At 66.7% G+C, this 18,214-nt stretch carries 17 protein-coding genes; 15 read left to right on the plus strand and 2 right to left on the minus strand.

The features are described from left to right. Window positions 1–36: 36 nt before the first annotated feature. The 14 genes from ACIP5Y_RS36925 (at window position 37) to ACIP5Y_RS36990 (ending at window position 14,863) form a co-directional block, all read left to right on the plus strand. Complete coding sequence (locus ACIP5Y_RS36925; RefSeq protein ID WP_400357068.1) at window positions 37–966, plus strand: hypothetical protein; 930 nt, start codon at window positions 37–39, stop codon at window positions 964–966. A gap of 369 nt (window positions 967–1,335) precedes the next feature. After that, window positions 1,336–1,764: an AMP-binding protein gene (locus ACIP5Y_RS36930; RefSeq protein ID WP_400357069.1), complete on the plus strand. Its 429-nt coding sequence runs from the start codon at window positions 1,336–1,338 to the stop codon at window positions 1,762–1,764. Next, window positions 1,748–2,386 (plus strand): TetR/AcrR family transcriptional regulator, encoded by a 639-nt coding sequence (locus tag ACIP5Y_RS36935; protein WP_400357070.1) that lies wholly within the window; start codon window positions 1,748–1,750, stop codon window positions 2,384–2,386. Before ACIP5Y_RS36930 ends, ACIP5Y_RS36935 begins: the two co-directional genes overlap by 17 nt. Window positions 2,387–2,532: 146 nt before the next feature. Beyond that, complete coding sequence (locus tag ACIP5Y_RS36940; protein ID WP_400357071.1) at window positions 2,533–3,132, plus strand: beta/gamma crystallin domain-containing protein; 600 nt, start codon at window positions 2,533–2,535, stop codon at window positions 3,130–3,132. Between the two features lie 52 nt (window positions 3,133–3,184). Further along, a complete protein-coding gene (locus ACIP5Y_RS36945; RefSeq protein ID WP_400357072.1) occupies window positions 3,185–5,239 on the plus strand; it encodes a GMC family oxidoreductase N-terminal domain-containing protein in 2,055 nt (684 codons plus the stop codon). A 13-nt stretch (window positions 5,240–5,252) separates the two neighbouring features. Beyond that, window positions 5,253–6,692: an aldehyde dehydrogenase family protein gene (locus ACIP5Y_RS36950; protein WP_400357073.1), complete on the plus strand. Its 1,440-nt coding sequence runs from the start codon at window positions 5,253–5,255 to the stop codon at window positions 6,690–6,692. Window positions 6,693–6,822: 130 nt separating this feature from the next. Beyond that, window positions 6,823–7,185 carry a hypothetical protein gene (locus ACIP5Y_RS36955; RefSeq protein WP_400357074.1) on the plus strand — a complete coding sequence of 121 codons (363 nt, stop codon included), beginning with the start codon at window positions 6,823–6,825 and terminating at the stop codon, window positions 7,183–7,185. A 51-nt stretch (window positions 7,186–7,236) separates the two neighbouring features. Further along, on the plus strand, window positions 7,237–8,670 hold the full coding sequence (locus ACIP5Y_RS36960) for an FGGY-family carbohydrate kinase (protein ID WP_400357075.1): 1,434 nt from the start codon (window positions 7,237–7,239) through the stop codon (window positions 8,668–8,670). Between the two features lie 612 nt (window positions 8,671–9,282). Then, window positions 9,283–10,182 (plus strand): helix-turn-helix domain-containing protein, encoded by a 900-nt coding sequence (locus tag ACIP5Y_RS36965; RefSeq protein WP_400357076.1) that lies wholly within the window; start codon window positions 9,283–9,285, stop codon window positions 10,180–10,182. Continuing rightward, on the plus strand, window positions 10,179–10,373 hold the full coding sequence (locus ACIP5Y_RS36970) for a DUF397 domain-containing protein (protein ID WP_400357077.1): 195 nt from the start codon (window positions 10,179–10,181) through the stop codon (window positions 10,371–10,373). The genes ACIP5Y_RS36965 and ACIP5Y_RS36970 overlap by 4 nt, the downstream gene beginning before the upstream one ends. A 129-nt stretch (window positions 10,374–10,502) precedes the next feature. Beyond that, window positions 10,503–11,945 (plus strand): hypothetical protein, encoded by a 1,443-nt coding sequence (locus ACIP5Y_RS36975; RefSeq protein ID WP_400357078.1) that lies wholly within the window; start codon window positions 10,503–10,505, stop codon window positions 11,943–11,945. Window positions 11,946–12,126: 181 nt separating this feature from the next. Continuing rightward, the gene (locus ACIP5Y_RS36980) at window positions 12,127–12,417 is read left to right on the plus strand and encodes a hypothetical protein (protein ID WP_400357079.1); all 291 of its coding nucleotides are present in this window, start codon (window positions 12,127–12,129) and stop codon (window positions 12,415–12,417) included. A gap of 149 nt (window positions 12,418–12,566) precedes the next feature. Further along, window positions 12,567–14,201, plus strand: a complete 1,635-nt coding sequence (locus ACIP5Y_RS36985) for an adenylate/guanylate cyclase domain-containing protein (protein WP_400357080.1) — start codon at window positions 12,567–12,569, stop codon at window positions 14,199–14,201. After that, the gene (locus ACIP5Y_RS36990; protein ID WP_400357081.1) at window positions 14,198–14,863 is read left to right on the plus strand and encodes a Crp/Fnr family transcriptional regulator; all 666 of its coding nucleotides are present in this window, start codon (window positions 14,198–14,200) and stop codon (window positions 14,861–14,863) included. Before ACIP5Y_RS36985 ends, ACIP5Y_RS36990 begins: the two co-directional genes overlap by 4 nt. Window positions 14,864–14,875: 12 nt before the next feature. Here the strand turns inward: ACIP5Y_RS36990 and ACIP5Y_RS36995 are convergent, their stop codons facing one another. Further along, complete coding sequence (locus ACIP5Y_RS36995; protein ID WP_400357082.1) at window positions 14,876–16,045, minus strand: P1 family peptidase; 1,170 nt, start codon at window positions 16,043–16,045, stop codon at window positions 14,876–14,878. Then, window positions 16,042–16,671 (minus strand): TetR/AcrR family transcriptional regulator, encoded by a 630-nt coding sequence (locus tag ACIP5Y_RS37000; RefSeq protein WP_400357083.1) that lies wholly within the window; start codon window positions 16,669–16,671, stop codon window positions 16,042–16,044. Before ACIP5Y_RS37000 ends, ACIP5Y_RS36995 begins: the two co-directional genes overlap by 4 nt. A 113-nt stretch (window positions 16,672–16,784) precedes the next feature. On the opposite strand from ACIP5Y_RS37000, the gene ACIP5Y_RS37005 reads away from it, so the two are divergent. After that, window positions 16,785–18,197 carry an APC family permease gene (locus ACIP5Y_RS37005; RefSeq protein WP_400357084.1) on the plus strand — a complete coding sequence of 471 codons (1,413 nt, stop codon included), beginning with the start codon at window positions 16,785–16,787 and terminating at the stop codon, window positions 18,195–18,197. Window positions 18,198–18,214 lie beyond the last annotated feature (17 nt).

An 18,214-nucleotide genomic window follows, 5' to 3' on the forward strand; every position in this document is an offset into this window, starting at 1 on the left:
AGCGTGTCGGCGTACGAACCGCCCTACCTTCGTGCCGTGCCATCCAATAACCATGAGGTGCCGCTGGAATTGTTCAGGGAGCGACCAGAATTGGCCGCGAAGATCGCCCGCGACGTCTTCGGCCTACCGGTGCCCGAGGACACCTGCTGGCGTTTGGGCCCCGAGACGGTGACCGCCCTGGGCCCGCTCGAGCTGCATCTGGACGTCGCCCTCGTGGGCGGGCGTCCGGAACGCCCCAATTTCGCGATCATTCAAGAGGTGCAGAACACTTGCACGGCTGACGATCTGGCGCGTATCGGTTCGAGTTGGCCGGAGTACGTGACCAGTTTGCGCAAGCGGCTGGCATGTCCGGTAGTCCTGCTGGCGTACTGCCCGACAGAGCGGGTCGCGGCGGCAGTCGGGCGGCCGATCCAGACCGGCCACCCAGGTTTCGTGTTCACCCCGATCACGTACTGGCCCGGCCGTCTGGCAGCAATAACCGATCCGGAACAAGCCCGGGAGTGGCCTGAGCTGGTGCTGTTGTCGGCCCCAGGCCACCTGCAGGACGAGTCGCGACACCAGGTATTGGAGATGGTCCTGAAGGCCGTCGAGACCTTCGGCCCCGAGCGGGGCCTCATCTACTATGACTACATCAGCGCGCGGCTGCCGGAGGCGGTCCGCGCGGAGCTGGAGGAGCTCATGACGATTTCGATCGAGAACTATCGGTGGGAGAGTGAGTTCGCCCAGCGCCACCAGGCAATAGGTCGCGCAGAAGGCGTGGCCGAAGGGCGAGCTGAGGGCGTGGCCGAAGGGCGGGCCGAGGGTGAGGCCGTTGCGGTGCTTACGGTGCTGGGCGCTCGAGCTATCCCGGTGGATAACAGCGCCCGCGAGCGCATTCTGGCCTGTTCGGATCTCGAGCAGCTGTCGGAGTGGCTGACTCGGGCGGTCACGGTGACCGCGGTCTCCCAGCTGTTCGACTCGGTGTAGGCGGAACCCTTTGGCCTGAGTTTCGCGGGGGTGATCAGGTCAGCCTGTTTGCTGGTGGGGGCGCGGTCCGCGAAGGGGCGGGCCGTATGCGACAGCATCCAGGCCAGCACGGCACTCGACCGGCTGGGAACGGTAGGGATCATCGTTGAACTCACCACGCCCACCTGCACACCGTAGCTACCGGTTCATAACCAAGCAAGGATGATTGGTTAGTGATCTGCGATGAGCAGGCTATTTCTAGACTGCCACTGTTGACCCACATCAGATGTCACCAGTCAGCGACAGATAAACCAAGCAATACTGCTTGCTTTTGTGTTGTGCCCGGTGTCACAGTGTTGTGCAGTACGCAGGCATACCGGAGGACTTCGAATGACCACAGCGCTCCCTTCCACGGCACACACGCTCGGCGACCTGCTCGAGCACTGGGGACGGGAACGCCCGGACTCTCTCGCGATCGAGTACGGCGACCTGAAGTGGACGTGGGCGCAGTGGCGTGCTCGGGTACGGCAACTGACAGGTGCGTTGCAGGCGACGGGGATCGGGCCGGGGGACACCGTCGCCGTCGTCGACAAGAATCATCCGGCCTGCCTCGAGGTCAGCTTCGCCGCTGGAAACCTCGGTGCGGCCAACGCCGTCATCAATTGGCGACTGGCCGGTGACGAGCTCGACTACGTTCTCAACGACTGCGGCCCAAAGGTATTGGTGGTCGGCGCCGAACTGCCGCGCAACCCGAGCGGCAAGATCCTCAAACGTCAGCTGCGCCAGCCATATTGGGAGAACCGTGACCGCCAGATCTGACGCCGGCCCGCCCGCGCCCGTCATCCGCCGGCCGCAGCAGGAACGCGGTCGGCTCACCAGGCAGCGGGTGCTGGAGGCCGCGGTCGATTCGCTTGCCGAGCACGGCTGGCGCGGCAGCTCGGTCGCCGTCGTCGCCAAACGTGCGGGTGTGTCACGCGGTGCGACCCAGCACTTCTTCCCCACCCGTGAAGCGCTCTTCGCGGCCGCCATCGAGCACGTCACCGACATCCGGCTCGACGAGATCCGCAAGGGTGCAGCGGATCTCCCGCGCGGCCGGGGGCGCACCGCGGCCGTCATCGAAATGCTGTCCACCTTGTACACCGGCCCGTTGTTCAAGGCGGCGCTGCAACTGTGGGCCGCAGGCTCCACCGAACCGGAAATGCGCCCGCACGTGCTGCTGCTCGAGGCCCACCTCGGCCGTCAAGCCCACCGTGCCGCGGTAGACCTGCTCGATATCGACGAGAACATTCCCGGCGCACGGGAAACCATCCAAGGCTTGCTCGATATGGCCCGCGGCCTCGGTCTGGCCGACGTCATCACCGACGACACCGCCCGCCGCCGCAGCATCATCCGGCATTGGGCCGACATCATCGACAACGAACGCACCCGCCTCAAATCCTGACTCGCGCGTCCGCGTATGACTGGAGACCGGGGGGTACGTGGCTCGTTCTGGAACGGTAATGGCTCAGTGCTTCTAAACTGATTGGGCGACAACGCTTTCCGCAATCATCCAGCGCCGGTCTATGACGCGCGTTCGCAGGAGAAGTCATGAGCGTCGACGAGGTTATGTTCTATAAGAGTGTCAATTTTGCGGGGGATCCGTATTCCTACAAGCTCGGTGCGCAGGAGTCGTTGCCGGGTGAGCTCAACGATCGGTTCCGGTCGGTTCGGGTGGGGGAGTTGGTGAAGGTGCTCGCCTGGCAGCATTACGGGCAGTCGGGTATCTATCGGGAGTGGGAGGTCGATACTCCCGACATCAGCGATATCGGGGGTTTGTCGACGTTTCGGGTGGTGGAGAAGACCACGCTGGCGATCGCTGTACGGCTGCAGGATGATACGGGCGCCGAGGCGGGGCGCTACAGCCTCAAGGTGGTCTCCTATGAGGTCGGCGAGATCACCACGCACTCAGGCGATCCCGAGTATTCGCTGATCGGTTTCATGCCCGCGGGCGGGCCGCCCGTCACCACGGCGATCTACGTTCGTGACGAGCGGACGGGGGAGTACATGGCCATCGGCTCCGTCTACTTCGAGTGGAACTCCGGCACCAAGTCCGTCGACATCGCCGACGCGACCAACTTCCCGGAGAACATGACCCACGAACGCGCCGGCAGCAACCGGTTTACCTTCCGCCTGACATCCACTCGATAACGCCTCGGCGGCCAGGCCGGTTTCGAGTCCATTTCGCGGTATCGCCACCGATGTGGTGCACGGCGATTTCAATGGAATCGAGACCGATGCCTGGCCGAAAGCCGAGGAAGACATGACCGAATGGATGACCGACGAGCGCGCGCAGGCGTTGCGCGCGATCTGTGACACCATCGTCCCGCCACTGGAGCGGCCCGGGGACAAGGATGGATTCTGGGGGCGGTCCGCTTCCGAGGTGGGCGCCGATGTGGCGCTCACCGGGTATCTGGCGGGTATGCCCGAGGATCAGCGCGCCGGGCTGCTCGGGCTCATCGATGCGCTTGCCGCACAAGGGATTGTCACCGCCTCGCCGCTGTCGCGCGAGGAACTGATGCGGCGCACCGCGCTGCTCGGGCCGCAGACCGCGGCCGGGGTGGGGGTGCTCATCTCACTGACGTTGTTCCTCACGTACGGCCTTCCCGACCCGGTCACCGGCCGGAATCCGATGTGGCGCACGTTCGGCTTCCCCGGTCCGATCGGCGCACCGGCGCAGGACACCAAGACCATCCGAACCACGGTCCCACAACAGGATTCGACCCTCGAGGCCGATGTCGTGGTGATCGGTTCCGGTGCGGGCGGCGGCGTGATCGCCGGCCGGCTGGCTCAATCCGGATTGCGGGTAGTGGTGCTGGAGGCCGGCGGCTACTTCGACGAATCCGACTTCAATCAGCTCGAGCTGTGGGGATTCCAGAACTTGTTCTGGCGCGGCGGTCCCACACCGACCGCCGACTTCAATGTCTCGCTCCAGGCCGGCGCGAATCTGGGCGGCGGCACCACCATCAACTGGACCAACTGCCTGCGCACCCGGCCCTGGGTAAGAGAGCAATGGGCGCGCGAATACGGTCTCACCGATGTGGCCGGCCCGGAGTTCGACCGGCATCTGGATGAAGTCTCGCAACGCATCTCGGTCACCGGGGAGTGTTCCGACTTCAACGGTCCGACCAAGCGGCTCCAGGAGGGCGCCGAGCGCCTCGGCTGGTCGTTCGCCGCCGTCGCGCGCAATACCGATCCGGCGACCTACGACCCCGCCAGCGCCGGCTATCTGGGCTTCGGCGACCAGTCGGGATCCAAACAGGGCACCATGAAGACCTATCTGCGTGATGCCGCCGAGGCAGGCGCGCGGCTCCTCGTGTTCAGCCGGGCAGACCGGGTGCTTGTCGAAAATGGCCGGGCCGCAGGGGTTTCGGCGACCTACACCGATCCGGTGTCCGGCGCGGGCGCGGCCTTCACCGTCCGTGCGCCCCGTGTCGTCGTTGCGGGAGGCGCGCTCGAATCACCCGCGCTCCTGCTACGTTCCGGCATCGGTGGCCCCGCCGTCGGCAAGTACCTGCGCCTGCATCCGGTCGCCGCGGTCGCCGGCATCTACACCGAGGACCAGCAGGCCTGGTGGGGTGCACCGCACACCGGGCTGATCGACGAATTCGCCGATACCGGAGACGGTTACGGCTTCCTCATCGAGACGGCGCAATACACGACCGGCCTGGGCGCCTCCGCCGTACCGTGGGTATCGGGCGCCGCGCACAAACAGTTCCTGAGCCGATTCGGCAATGTCTCGACCGGCTTGGCGGTGGTGCGCGACCGCGGGCACGGACAGGTGACCATCGACGACGCGGGCAATGCCGTGGTGTCGTACTCGATCACCGATGAGGTCGATCTGGCCAATCTGCGCCTGGGCGTGGAATCCCTTGCCGCCATGCACGAGGCTGCCGGGGCGGTGCAGATCGCGGCCTTCGCCGAAGGACTACCGATCTGGCGCTGGGGCGACGATCTCGGCGAATACCTCGCCGAGATCCGCGAAATCCCGTTCCGCGCCGGTGGATATCGACTGTTCTCCGCACATCAGATGGGCAGCTGTCGCATGGGCACGGACCCGCAGACCAGCGTCGCGGGACCCACCGGCGAACTGCACGACACCCCCGGCGTCTGGATCGGTGACGGCAGCGCGTTCCCCACCGCATCGGGCACCAATCCCATGCTGTCGATCATGGCGCTCGCCCACCGCACCGCGGCAGCCATCGCGGCGGACGCGGCCGCCACCAGCCGCAGCGGCGCGCCGGTCACGGCGAAGTAGAGACGAGGACGAAATGACAACGACCGAACCCGCCGTACAACTCTATGACCGGGCCTATATGGGCGGCGAATGGATCATGCTGTCCGGCAGTGAGACCCACGACGTGATCAACCCTGCCACCGAACAGGTCATCGCACGAGTCCGCCTCGGCACCGCCGGGGATGTCGACCGGGCGGTGACCGCGGCGCAGTCCGGATTCGAATCCTGGTCGCGCAGCACGGTCGCCACCCGCGCCGAAGTGCTGGCCGCCATCGCCGCGGGACTCGAGGCGCGCGGAGACGAACTGGCAGCGCTGATCTCGCAGGAGGTCGGCACGCCTATCGCGGTCTCCCGGCTGTTGCAGGCCGGTCTGCCCGCCATGTCCTTCTCGGCGGCCGCCCGTTTCGTGGGTGAGCTGCCGTGGGAGGAAGAACTCGGCAATGCGCTCATCGTCCGGGAACCGGTCGGGGTGGTCGGCGCGATCACACCCTGGAACTATCCACTGCATCAGATCGCCGCCAAGGTCGCCGCCGCCCTGGCCGCGGGCTGCTCGATCGTGGTGAAACCCAGTGAGGTGGCGCCGCTTTCGTCGTTCGTCCTCGCCGAGATCATCGATGCCGCCGGCCTGCCCGCGGGCGTCTTCAATCTGGTTCCCGGCACCGGACCGGTGGTCGGCGAGGCCTTGGCCGCGCATCCCGGCGTGGACATGGTCTCGCTCACCGGATCGAAGGCTTCGGGCGCCCGGGTATCGGAACTCGCCGCGCGCACCATCAAGAAGGTCGCGCTCGAACTCGGCGGCAAATCGGCCAATGTGATCCTCGACGACGCCGACCTGACCACCGCCGTGGTCGACGGAGTCGGCAAATGCTTCCTCAACTCCGGCCAGACCTGTACCGCGCTGACCCGGATGCTGGTGCCGCGCAGCCGATTGGCGGAGGTGGAGGCCATTGCGAAGGCCGCCGTCGAAGCCGCCGTCGTCGGCGACCCCTTCGACCCGGGCACCGCGGTGGGACCGATGGTCACCGCGGCCCAGCGGAATCGGGTCCTGGGCTACATCCGGCGCGGCATCGACGAGGGCGCCACACTACTGACCGGCGGCGCCGACCCGGTCGAGGGCCTGGAACGCGGCTGGTTCGTGCGGCCCACCCTTTTCTCCGACGTCGATCCGGCCATGACGATCGCGCAGGAGGAGATCTTCGGCCCGGTGCTGTCGATCCTGCCCTACGACGACGAGGACGACGCCATAGCCATCGCCAACGGCACCCAGTACGGCCTCTCCGGCGGCGTCTGGTCCGCCGATCCCGTACGCGCCCAGCGCGTGGCCCGCCGGCTGCGCACCGGCCAGGTCGAAATCAATGGCGGCGCATTCAGTCCCGTCGCCCCGTTCGGCGGATACAAGCAATCCGGAAACGGCCGCGAACTCGGGCCCTACGGGGTACTCGAATTCCTCGAGACGAAGGCGATGTTCCGCTAGCGCGAGCCCACGCCCGATTCGATGACCGATCTGCGGCCCTAGTGGTGGCAGGTCGGCGGTCGGGTAGGGTTCGGCGCTGTCTTTTTCGGGGGTGGCATCCGATGTTTCGACAAATGGGATGGGTGGGGGAATGCGGGGCGTATTCGGGGTGGCTTCGGTATGTGCTGCGGCCGTTGTGATGACGGCGGGCGGGGCCGGAGCGGATCCGGGTGATGTGAGCAATGGCGATATGAATCTGGCTGCGCAGCAGCAGGTTCGGCAGTTATCGGTCGGAGCGGATATCGCACCCGATGTGTGGACGTTCCAGCCGCCGGGGCAAGGGTTGACCTGCTATTGGGGGTTCGTGCCGTTCCCTGGCCACGATGCGAACGGCAAGCCGTACTCGATGTGGCCGGACACCCTGCACCTGGTAGGTCTGGGCGGGTCGGTCGAGCGCCTGGACTCGGGAGCCGTGATCGAAACCGACTGCTACCTGCACCGACCCGGAGCCTGAGCGGGCGTCAGGGTCGCGCCACTCGTACCGGACCGATTGTTACGATCGGGCATGTTGTTGCTGGGTATCGACGTAGGGACCACAGCGGTCAAGGTTGCCGTATTCACCGTGGACGGACAGCCGATCGCCGCGCATACGACGCCTTATCCGATCAGCCGCCAGCGCCCCGGCTGGGCCGAACAGGATCCGCTGGATTGGTGGCGCGGTTGCGTCGCCGGGATGCAGGCGGTCCTGGCTGACGTCCCGCCACAATCGGTGCGGGCGATCGGCCTGACCAGCCAGGTCAATACGCACGTCTTTACCGACGCGCAATTGCGCCCGCTCGCACCGGCGATCATCTGGCAGGACCAGCGCTGCGCCGATATCGCGGCCGAACTCGACGCGCGCTTCAGTGCTGAGGACAAGATCCGCATCTGGGGTCAGCCGGTCACCCTCGACGCGTCGTTCGTCGCCGCTCGCGCGGAATGGTTCGCCCGCACCAACCCGTCCGCCTGGGCGGACACACGATGGGTGATGGGCCCGAAGGACTTCATCGCGGCGAAGCTCACCGGCAGGGTCGCAACGGATCTGCTCTCCGGCGTGCGGGTCGCCGGTGCGCAGGGCTACATTCCGGAGGCGGTCGCCCTCGTCGACGGGCTCGCGGCCCGGCTGCCCGAGATCCTCGACCCGGCAACGAGTGTGGGGCAATCCGACGGCGCCGAAGTCGTCGTCGGCACCATGGACGCCTACAGCGCCGTCCTGGGCACCCGCACGACCGAGCCCGGTCGCGGGATGATCTCCTGCGGCACATCGCTGGTCGTCGCCGGCGCCTCGGAACAAGCGCATCCGGCGCCCGGAATCGTCACCTTCCCGCCACGCCACGGCCTCTACGTACACGCCGGCCCGACCCAAGCCGGCGGAGACGCCGTCCGCTGGTGGAGCCAGGTCTCCGGCCTGAGCATCGAAGACGTCTTCACCTCGGCGGCCACCGGCACCGCGGGCATCGTCTTCACGCCCTACCTCTCGGGTGAGCGCGCGCCACTGTGGGACCCCGACGTCCGTGCCAGTTTCTTCGGCCTGAGCTCGACAACCTCCACCGCGGACATGTCTCTCGCGGTCCTGCAGGGCGTGGCCATGTCGGCCCGCCACGTACTCGAAGGCGTCGAGACCGCCTGCGGCAATTCCATTCCCGCCGTGACCTTTTCCGGCGGCGGCGCACGCAGCCCCCTGTGGGCACAGCTCCACGCCGACATCCTGAACCGCCCGATCGAAACCATGCAGGTCCGCGACAGCGCCGTCCTCGGCGCCGCCCTACTCGGTGCCGTAGGAGCCAAGATCTACCCCGACATCGAGTCCGCCGCCACCGCAACAGTTCAGGTCGACCGCCGCTTCGAACCATCGAACCAGGCCGACCGCCTGCATCCCCTCTACCGCATCTACCGCTCGACCCACACCACCCTGGCCGCCCTCCACGCAGACCTCACCACCTGGCGCGAATCCCACTGACAGCGCAATCACCGCGCACGAGGTCGATCCGCCTGCGGCAGCGGCCACGCCCACCCGTTCTCCCGATGGATCCGCAAGAGCTGCCGCCGAGCATTGCAGGAAAGCGGTGAGGGCGCCGCCGCATCCCCTTCGACACAGTTGCGATGCCGCCACAACAGGCATTTCACGGTAATCGGGCTCAACCGGACGGTCGCCGGAATCCGATAGTGCGACAGCCTCGAGTACATCTCGTCACCAGGCTCGATGCCGGCCACGGCCGCGGTGCGAGTTGCGCGCCGGAACACGACGAAGCGACCGCCTGCCCGCAACGAGCATCGAATCCCTCGCCGCGGGCGGCATTTCGGAACGGACGGCGCAACTCCCCCAAACGGTTGCGGCGACGATCACAACGACGGCAGCGATGATCAAGAGCAATTGGAGCACAGCACACAACATGGCTATCCCCTTGGAAGGTAAGCATTTCCGATTGCTTGTGCTGCCAAGTAGACACCCGAATTGCTGTCTGTAATACGTCCACGGCGGACAGTGCTTCGAATTATGATGGATGTCCGCGGCGGACGATGTTCGCCACGGACACCGCGTTCGCGAACATCACAGGATGGCGGGCTGACGATGGCCGGATTGGCTTCCTCTCGAAGAGTTTTCGGAAGTTTCTTGCGCGATCTAAGGAAAAGTAGCGGCAGAACTCATCTAGCCGCGAGCCTGGCTCTCGAGGTGTCACGGCAGGTGATCATGCGACTCGAAGGTGGCTACCCGACCAAGCTCACTACGCCGCAGATCGGGTTGCTCTTGGATCTCTACGACGTGAGCCCGGATGCTCGGCAGGAGGCGTTGTGTCTGTGGGGCGATGTGCGCGAGCAGGAGAAAGTCGCACGGCTGCAGGGTAATTCGAAAGGCTTCTGGCAGCCTTACGCCGATCAGGTCGCGCCGCATTTCCCGCAGTATCTGCAGTTGGAGTCCGATGCCGACCAGGTCTGCACCCACCAACTCGTGCTGGTTCACGGTCTATTGCAAACGTCCGATTATCGGCGTGCGCTCGTAAAGATCGAGGATCCAGGGCTTTCCAATGTCGACGTGGAACGCCGAGTGGAGTTGAATACTCGCCGACAGGCAAAGCTGTACGAAGACGGCTTCTCCATGACGGCCTTTCTCTCCGAAGCCGTGCTCCGGCACCGGCCGGGCGCCCCTGCGGTCATGGCCGCCCAGCTGCGATGGCTGTCAGAGCTGAGCGAGCGCGAAAACATCGTTATCCGTGTGGTCCCTTTCGAGGTCGGTCCGCATCGAGGCCTGACGATCCAGAGCTTCACGATGCTGACGTTCCCGGCCCAATCGGACGGGCCAACCGAATTGCCGCTCGTGTATCTCGAAGGCGCGATGGGCGCGCTCTATCTCAACCGGGCCGATGCGCTGGAGGAATATCGAGAGGCGGTCACAGCCCTGCACGCAGTAGCGTTGAGCGAGGACGACACGCGAAAACTGGTGTCGGACAGTGCGAAGGAGTATGTGGAGTGACAAGTAACCCACCCGCCCGCACCTGGTATAAATCCAGCCGCAGCGAGACATCCAAACAGTGTGTCGAGGTCTACCACGACACCGGACGGGTAGGTGTCCGCGATTCCGCCGATCACGGCGAAGGTCCCGAGCTGTGGTTTCCCAGCGCGGCGTGGGATGACTTCCTGGCCAGTCGTATCTGGGTGCGCTGAGCTGCGACGAGGCCGTGCCACGGCGGTTGGGGGCGGGCTCACGGGGAATTCGGCGCGGGCTTGTTAGCCTGGCGTTCTGATCTTGCTCTCGTCGGTTCTGTTCCGTGCGTACTGGATTGCGAGGTTCCGTTGAAGGTCATCCCCGTCGCCCTGACCACGGCATTTGCCGCGGTGACCGCGGTGGTCACCGCCGTGTCCGCGCATGCGACGCCGCTGGTGCCCGCGGATACGCCGTCCGACGCCTCGCAATCCGCCGACCCGGGCGCCGATCAGCCGCTGCTGACCTGCCCGCCGGTGCCCGATGCCGACGACCCGATGGCCGCCATCCCGCCCCGCGACCCGCTGTGCGGGGAGAACGATCTGGAGTTGGCGGGCGATATCTACCTGCGCAGCAATGCCTATCGCCGACTGTCCACCATCTACGGCCCGGACGTCGCGGTGAGCATTATCGGCAACAATCACTACCAGCTGCGCGACCACCAGGGGAACCTGATCCTCGGCGAGGATCGCAGCACGCTGCACCACATCCCGTTCGGGCGGGAGATCCCGCCGCCGCTGCCCGGCAACACCGCGGACCTGACGCCGCACGAACAGGCGGTCCGCGAGGGCATCTCGCGGGTGACGGTCGGTATCATGCAGGGCGTCGTCTACACGGGCGACCTCACCGATATGTCGGCCTACCTGACCACGCCGATCGGCTCCCTCATCGTGCAGGCGCCGGGCACCGGTCCCGACCCGCTCCAGCCGGGCCCCGGCGGTGACCGGCAATTGCAGCTGCTCAACAACTTCCAGGCGCTCGACGCACAGGGCCGATACGTCATGGGCAATACCCTGACCCTCGGCTCGCCGATGGCGTTGTGGCCCAACGCCGCCGTGCCCTGCCCACTGGGCACCGTCCCCATCTCGCAGCTGCCCTCCCGCGCGGACGCGTCAGCGGACCAGCAGCCACGCACCGCCGCGGACCTCCCGGACCCGGTGTGCAAGGCCCCCGCCACCGTGCCGATCACGGGATTCGTCGACGACCCGGCCCAGCCCGCCCCGGCCCCCGGTCCCACCCAGCAGACGGATCCGGTACAGCGGCAGAAGGACATCAACGACGCCTACAGCGCCGTGGGCACCCAATTCGGCCTGGCGGTCGCGCTCGGCGCGGTGCTCGGCGGCGCCACCGGTCTCGCCATCGGCTGCCTGGCCGGCGGTATCGGCGCGGGCGCCGCGGGCACCTTCTCCGCGGCACTGGCCGGCACGGCCACCGGATTCGCGGGCGGTTGCCTCACCGGCGCGGCCATTCTCGGCAGCATGGGCGGCACCATCGGCAGCCTGGTGCTCGGCGTACCGGTCGGCATCGTCTCAGGCATCAACGCGTACAACACCTTGCGTCTCGAGGGCGATGTGGCGCGCAAGCCGATCACCGACGAGCCGCGGTCAGCGACAACGGACCTGGCCACAGCGACAGTCGCCCCGGCCATGCCCCCTGAACTCGCCGCGGTCGTACCACCCCAACTCGCAGACGCCGTACAGCCGATCATCGACGCCGCAAGTCCGATGCTCGCGGCTCTTCGGCCGCCACTCTGACAGACGGCATTGCCCGCCCGGGCTTGCCGAGCCGGCTGAGGGCAACCGGGCATGCGTTATGTAAGCGCGGATACATACCGAGTGTTGTTGCGGTGGCAGAACTTCTCCGGCGGTGGGGCCACTATTGGTGTCATACCGAAGCAAGCCACCAGGCAAGCAACGAAAACACTTGGAGCAGAACATGATTAACGTAATCCGCCGGACTGCCACCGCTGTCGCCGCGCTCGCCCTGATCGGCGGCGCCGGTGTCGGTGTCGCCAGTGCCGCCACTCCGGACGCGACCGGCCCGGTGCACACCCAGGTGACGAGTGGCGTGCGGGACTGGTTCGACCCGTTCTGCCAGTGGGGTAACGGGTTCGACTGGCACTACTACAGCTACTGCGACAACAACTACTGGCACGGTAGCCACTTCGGCGAGTGGCAGTCGTGGGACCGCGACCACCGCGGCTACGACTACGGCTGGCACCGCTGAACCGACTCGTAGCGCGGTGGCGCCCCGGCCGGACGGGCCGGGGCTCGGCCACTACGAGTGCGACCGCCGGACGGTCGCGCCGACCGGGCGCATATGTCGGTTGCCTGTGAACTTCCCGACGGGGATGCTCCGGTCGGTAGGGTTCAATAGTGTCGAAACTGAGCGTCCTCACCTGGGCGGCGGCGATTTCCCTTCCCGTAGCCGGGCTTTGGTTGCTGTTGTCGCATCCGAAGCTGGACGCTCACTATGAGCATCATCCGCAGCACTTCTGGCTGGTTCTTGCCGCGGCGACCCTGGCAATGATGCTGGGGGTCGTCCTTTTCCGTGCCGCGCGTAGTCGCCATGATGTGCGACTCATCTTGGTGTCGTTGATGTTCCAGTTCGCGGCGGGCTTTCTGGGCCTGCACGCGATCGCTACACCAGGTGTGATCATCAAGATGCCCAATGCCGGGTTCGTGTACGCGGTGCCGATCGGGTTGACGTTGGGTGGGTTCGCCGCACTGGCCTCGGCGATCGAATACGGGCCGGTCGCTACGGCCCGGTTGAACCGGAGAATGTGGTTGCTGTCGGCCTTGCCGGCGCTGGCGCTGGTGGTGTGGGGGCTGTTCTCGCTCACCGGGTTGCCGCCGTTCGACGGCATGCCCAGTGCCACCGAGACATCGCGGCCGCTGGTGATACTCGCCTATGTGGGTTCGCTGTCCTACCTGGGTGCGGCGGTGGTGTACGCTCGCCAGTTCTATCGCCGTCGCGGCCTGCTGCTGCTCAGCGTGCTGACCGCGTTCGTGCTGCTGATCGAGGCGCTGCTGGCCGTCGGCTACGGGCGTAGCTGGCAGGCGTCCTGGTGGGAATGGCATGTGCTCATGGTGGCGGCCTTCCTGCTGATCGCGATGAGCGCGCACGCCCAATTCCGCAGGGAGGGTTCGGCGCTGGGCCTGTTCGACAGTGTCACGCTGAACCAGACCATGGAGGCGCTCGAGCGCGACTACACACGGGCGCTGACCGAAATGGTGGCGGTATTGGGGCAGCGCGCGGCCGCCGGGGTGCCGGTGGACCAGCCGCTGGGCTCGGTCGGGGTCGAGCTGTCGAAACGGTTCAGCCTCACCGAACGTCAGTTCGCCGTGCTCGAGCAGAACGCCCGGCTGTATCGGCAGCTGGACCAGCTGTTCCGCTCGTATATGTCCCCGCAGGTCGCGACCGCATTGCTCGCCAATCCCGCGGAGGCCGATCTGGGCGGCCGCATCGCCGAAGTCAGTGTGCTGATGGCCGATCTGGCCGGTTTCACGCCGTTCTCCGAACGCACCGATCCGGCGCTGGTCGTGCAGATGCTGAACACCTATTACGGCGCGATCGTGCCCGTCATCCTGGGTGAGGGTGGCGTGGTGGTGCAGTTCGTCGGCGATGCCGTGATGGCCGTATTCAACGCTCCCGCACCACAACCCGACCACGCCCTGCGCGCCGCCCGCGCCGGGCTGATGCTGCAGCAGTCCGTCGCGCGGATCGCGGCGGGCCGACCGGATTGGCCACGCTTCCGGGTCGGCGTCAATACCGGGCCGGCCCTGGTCGGCAATATCGGTGCGGCACAGATGCGGAACTACACCGCGATCGGCGACACCACCAATACCGCGGCCCGCCTGCAAGGTGTGGCCCAGCCCGGTGACGTGGTGATCGGCCCGCTCACCCAGGCCCAATTGGGTTCCCGCGCCCTGGTAGAGCCGCTGCACGCGATCACCGTGAAAGGCCGCCGCGAGCCGGTCACCTGCTTCGTCCTGCGGGGCGTGCGGTGACCACCGAGTTCACTCTGCTCAGCAGCCTCGACGCGAGCGAACGCCGTCAGGTTCTGGCCTCCTGCACCCCGCGCCGCTTCAAACGCCGCGAAGTACTCTGCCACGAGGGTGATCCCGGCGACTGCCTGCACCTGGTCAAGTCCGGTCTGCTCCTGATCCGCGTGGCCACGCCGCTCGGATACACCGCCACCCTGAACATGATCGGTCCCGGCGACTCCTTCGGCGAACTGGCCCTGCTCAGCCCCGATGCCAGGCGCACCGCAACCGTCGAAGCGGCAGAAAACGCCGAAACCCTCACCCTGAGCCGCTCCCAACTCGAAGTCCTGCGCGCCGCCAACCCCGGCATCGACCGCATGCTCACCGCCAGCCTGGTCGCCCAGATCCGCCGGCTGTCGGCCACCGTTCTCGAGGCTCTCTACCTTCCGGTCGAAACCCGGGTGATCCGCCGCTTGGCCAATCTCGCCCGGATCTACGGCGGCCCGGCCCCCATAGCCGAAATCCGCCTGACCCAAGACGATCTCGCCTCCATGGCCGGCACCACCCGGGTCACCGCCAACCGCGTCCTGCGCGACCTGGAGGACCGCGGCATCGTAGCCCTTCGCCGCGGCCGCATCATCGTCACCGATCGCGCGAAACTGGCCGCCGCCGCGGCGACCCCGTGAACCGCGCAGGGTTCATTTGCCGGCGAGGAGGTCGCGCAATCGGTCGTGCGGGAGGGCGGGGGAGCGGTGCCCGTCACGGCCGGTCATATCGGCGTTGACGAGGAGCGCGTTGAGAACGGATTCCTCGACTGCCTCGACCACCGCGGTATAGAGGGAATCCATTCGGTTCCAAGGCATTCGGACCGTGGGGACCAGCTCACCGATGGTCGGGGCGCCGTGCGGGAAGCCGGTATCGGAGGAGTGATCAGGGGCCGTGGAGAAGGCCAGGAACAGATCGCCCGAGAAGATACTGCCGGTGGTGCCGGTGCGGGCCAGACCCAGGGGGACACGGCGGGCCATGGCGGTGCACTGCAATGGGTCAAGGGGTGCGTCGGTGGCGATGATGACGATGACCGAGCCGGCACCGCCCGGGGCGGCGGGTATCCGGTGCGGTGCGGAGCCCCACTCGGTGGTCTCCATCGGATTGTCCACGGCGAGCTGCTCCCCGACGCGCCGGCCGCGGATCGTGAGCTCCCGGCGGGAGCCGAAGTTCGCCTGGACGAACACGCCGACGGTGTAGGTGTGCGCGCCGAATTCGATCAGGCGGGACGCAGTGCCGTTGCCGCCCTTGAAGGCGTAGCAGTTCATGCCGGTGCCGCCGCCGATCGAGCCTTCCTGCAGCGGACCCGACTGCGCGGAATCCAGTGCGGCGCCGACGATTTCCGGGGTGACATGGCCGCCGTTGATATCGTTGAGGTAGCCGTCCCAGGTTTCGGCGCAGACCGGGAGCAGCCATTCATCCGTCAGGTCGGGGCGGGTCGCGTTGATCCATTGGATGGTTCCGGTGTGGCTCGCGCCGATGGCGTGGGTATTGGAGATGGTGACCGGGCCGGACAGCTGGCCGACCTCGTCTATCCATGCGCTGCCGGTCATTTCGCCATTGCCGTTGAGGGAGTATCGGCCCGCCGTGCAGGGGCGGCCGAGACCGGATCGGCCGCGCGGGAGGATGGCGGTCACGCCGGTGCGCACCGGCCCGGCGCCTACCCGCAACGGCCCCTCACCCTCGATGAGGGTCTGGTAGCCGACCGCCACGCCCGGAACATCGGTGATGGCGTTCCACAGTCCCGGCTGCCCTTGCAGGTCGGTGCCCAGGGCTCGCGCGCGGGGGCGTCCGTCGGGGGAGAACGATTGGTGCGAGGTCATTGTGCGTCCTTCGGGGGCGTGGTGATGGCGAGACATCCGGTGGCCGTGCGGGCGTAGGAGCAGATCAGCTCGGCGGCTCGGAGTTTGGTCATGGACCGGTTGCGGGTGATGATGTGCAACCCGTAAGCATCCTCGAGGGCAACGAGATTCGCGGCGACATCGAGGAGTGGCGCGTCGATCGTGAAGTGTCCCTGGGCGATTCCGACCTCCAGCGCGCTCAGGTATACCGCGACCTGCTTGTCGAACAGGACGGTGATCAGGTCACCGTGCTCGTCGGCGACGCTGCGATAGGCGGCGAGCTGATACAGCGCGACGACCAGCGCATCGCTATCGGAGGCGGGCAGCCCGGCCCAGATCAGCGCACCGATCTTGTTGCGCGCGTCGGGGATCGAGGCGACCAGCTCGAGCCGGGCGCCGAAGAACCGATCGCTCGCGTCCCGGTGTACTTCGCGCAGCAGGTTTTCGAGGTCGTCGAAGTAGTAGTGCACGGTGCCGGGTGAGACGCCCGCGAACTCGGCCACGTCGCGGATCTTGAGCTTGCCCACGCCGCGATCGGATACCGCGGTGAGCGCCGCGTCCAGGATCGCGCGCCGGGCCCGCTCCTGATCCTTCCGCCGTGCCATCATGACCTCCTGTTTCGTCCCATTGACGACGAGTTAAGTGGTTGTTACGACCAAAATCCAGTATTGCCAGGCAATTCAGTTCATTCTTTGATTGTAGATCAAAGAAAGGATCGGCCATGGCAACGCAGTCGACCACCGGCCAGACCGCTGACGACGACCCCCAATCCCGATACCGGCAACAGCTCTCCCGCGCACTCGGCATGGGGGAGAACATCCTGATCACGCTGTCCGCGGTGACACCGGCCTCCAGCGTGTTCATCATCATTCCCTCGATCCTGCTCGCGGTTGGCGGCGCTTCGGTGCTGACACTGGGCATCGCCGGGGTCATCTCGGTGTTCGTCGGGCTCTGTTACGCGGAGCTGGCGACCAAGTATCCGATCGCGGGCGGCGAATACACCTGGGCGGCACGACTGCTGGGCCGGCCCATCGGATTCGCGATGTTCCTGCTCACGCTGGTCAATGGGGTACTGATCATCTCGGTCATCGCGCTGGGGACCGGCGACTATCTCGGTGTGGCGTTCCATCAACTGGGCGGGAAGTGGGTCGGCATCGCGGTGATCGTGGTGACCACCGGGGTCGCCGTGCTGAACATCAAGGCCAATGCCTGGGTGACCGGGGTCTTCCTGTGCATCGAGATCGCTGCCATCGCGGTACTGGTCTTCCTCGGTTTCCTGCATGTGCAGCGTGGTCCGGCGGAGTGGTTCCACCCGCTCACCGCCAGTGGGACCGGCACCGCGGGCGTCGCGGTCAGCGCGCTGGTGCCGTTGATACCCGTGGCCCTGTTCGCCTACAACGGCTACGGCGCCGCGGTCTACTACTCCGAGGAGACCAAGAATGCCTCCCGCACCATCGGCCGCGTGATCATGGTCTGCCTGGCCGCGACGGTGTTGATCGAGATGCTGCCACTGGCCGCGGTCGTGCTGGGCGCGCCGTCGATGAACGATCTACTGCACAGCGACGCACCGCTCAACTACTTCCTCACCGCGCGCGGCGGATCGTCGGTGAATACCGTTGTGAGCGTTGGCATCGCGATCGCGATCGTCAATGCGGTGATCGCGATCATCCTGCAGATCTCCCGGCTGCTGTTCGCCTCCGCCCGCGACCGCAGCTGGCCCGAACCGATCGACCGCGCACTGGGCAGCGTGCATCCCCGCCTGCACACGCCGATCGCCGCCACCCTGGTGGTCGGCGCCATGGCCGCCATCGCGGCCGCGGCCCTGCCATTGTCGTGGCTGATCACCGCGACCGGCGCGGGACTGGTGCTGGTCTATCTGTTCGTCGCGCTGGCGGCGCTGCGAGTACGCCGGGAGCCGCAGACCGCGGGCTATCGCATGCCGCTGTGGCCGCTGCCGCCGCTCATCGTCATCGCCGCCATGGGATACGCGGGCTACAGCCTGGCCACCACCACCTGGCAGCAGGTCGTGGTGGCGGTCGTCGCGATGGCCGTCGGCATCGCCTACTACCTGATCTACCTGCGGCCGCGCCTCGGTGAGCGCTGGGAGCTGCCCGATCCCATCCATGAGTCGTAAGCCATCCCGGGAACGAA

It is taken from the genome of Nocardia sp. NPDC088792, from assembly GCF_044750615.1.
Lineage (GTDB): Bacteria > Actinomycetota > Actinomycetes > Mycobacteriales > Mycobacteriaceae > Nocardia.

What these genes read in the sequence shown, in the direction of transcription:
- ACIP5Y_RS36930 (WP_400357069.1), top strand. Translation starts at nt 1,336, where the DNA reads ATGACCACAGCGCTCCCTTCCACGGCACACACGCTCGGCGACCTGCTC.
- ACIP5Y_RS36940 (WP_400357071.1), top strand. Translation starts at nt 2,533, where the DNA reads ATGAGCGTCGACGAGGTTATGTTCTATAAGAGTGTCAATTTTGCGGGG.
- ACIP5Y_RS36950 (WP_400357073.1), top strand. Translation starts at nt 5,253, where the DNA reads ATGACAACGACCGAACCCGCCGTACAACTCTATGACCGGGCCTATATG.
- ACIP5Y_RS36955 (WP_400357074.1), top strand. Translation starts at nt 6,823, where the DNA reads ATGCGGGGCGTATTCGGGGTGGCTTCGGTATGTGCTGCGGCCGTTGTG.
- ACIP5Y_RS36960 (WP_400357075.1), top strand. Translation starts at nt 7,237, where the DNA reads ATGTTGTTGCTGGGTATCGACGTAGGGACCACAGCGGTCAAGGTTGCC.
- ACIP5Y_RS36965 (WP_400357076.1), top strand. Translation starts at nt 9,283, where the DNA reads ATGGCCGGATTGGCTTCCTCTCGAAGAGTTTTCGGAAGTTTCTTGCGC.
- ACIP5Y_RS36980 (WP_400357079.1), top strand. Translation starts at nt 12,127, where the DNA reads ATGATTAACGTAATCCGCCGGACTGCCACCGCTGTCGCCGCGCTCGCC.
- ACIP5Y_RS36995 (WP_400357082.1), bottom strand. Translation starts at nt 16,045, where the DNA reads ATGACCTCGCACCAATCGTTCTCCCCCGACGGACGCCCCCGCGCGCGA.
- ACIP5Y_RS37000 (WP_400357083.1), bottom strand. Translation starts at nt 16,671, where the DNA reads ATGATGGCACGGCGGAAGGATCAGGAGCGGGCCCGGCGCGCGATCCTG.
- ACIP5Y_RS37005 (WP_400357084.1), top strand. Translation starts at nt 16,785, where the DNA reads ATGGCAACGCAGTCGACCACCGGCCAGACCGCTGACGACGACCCCCAA.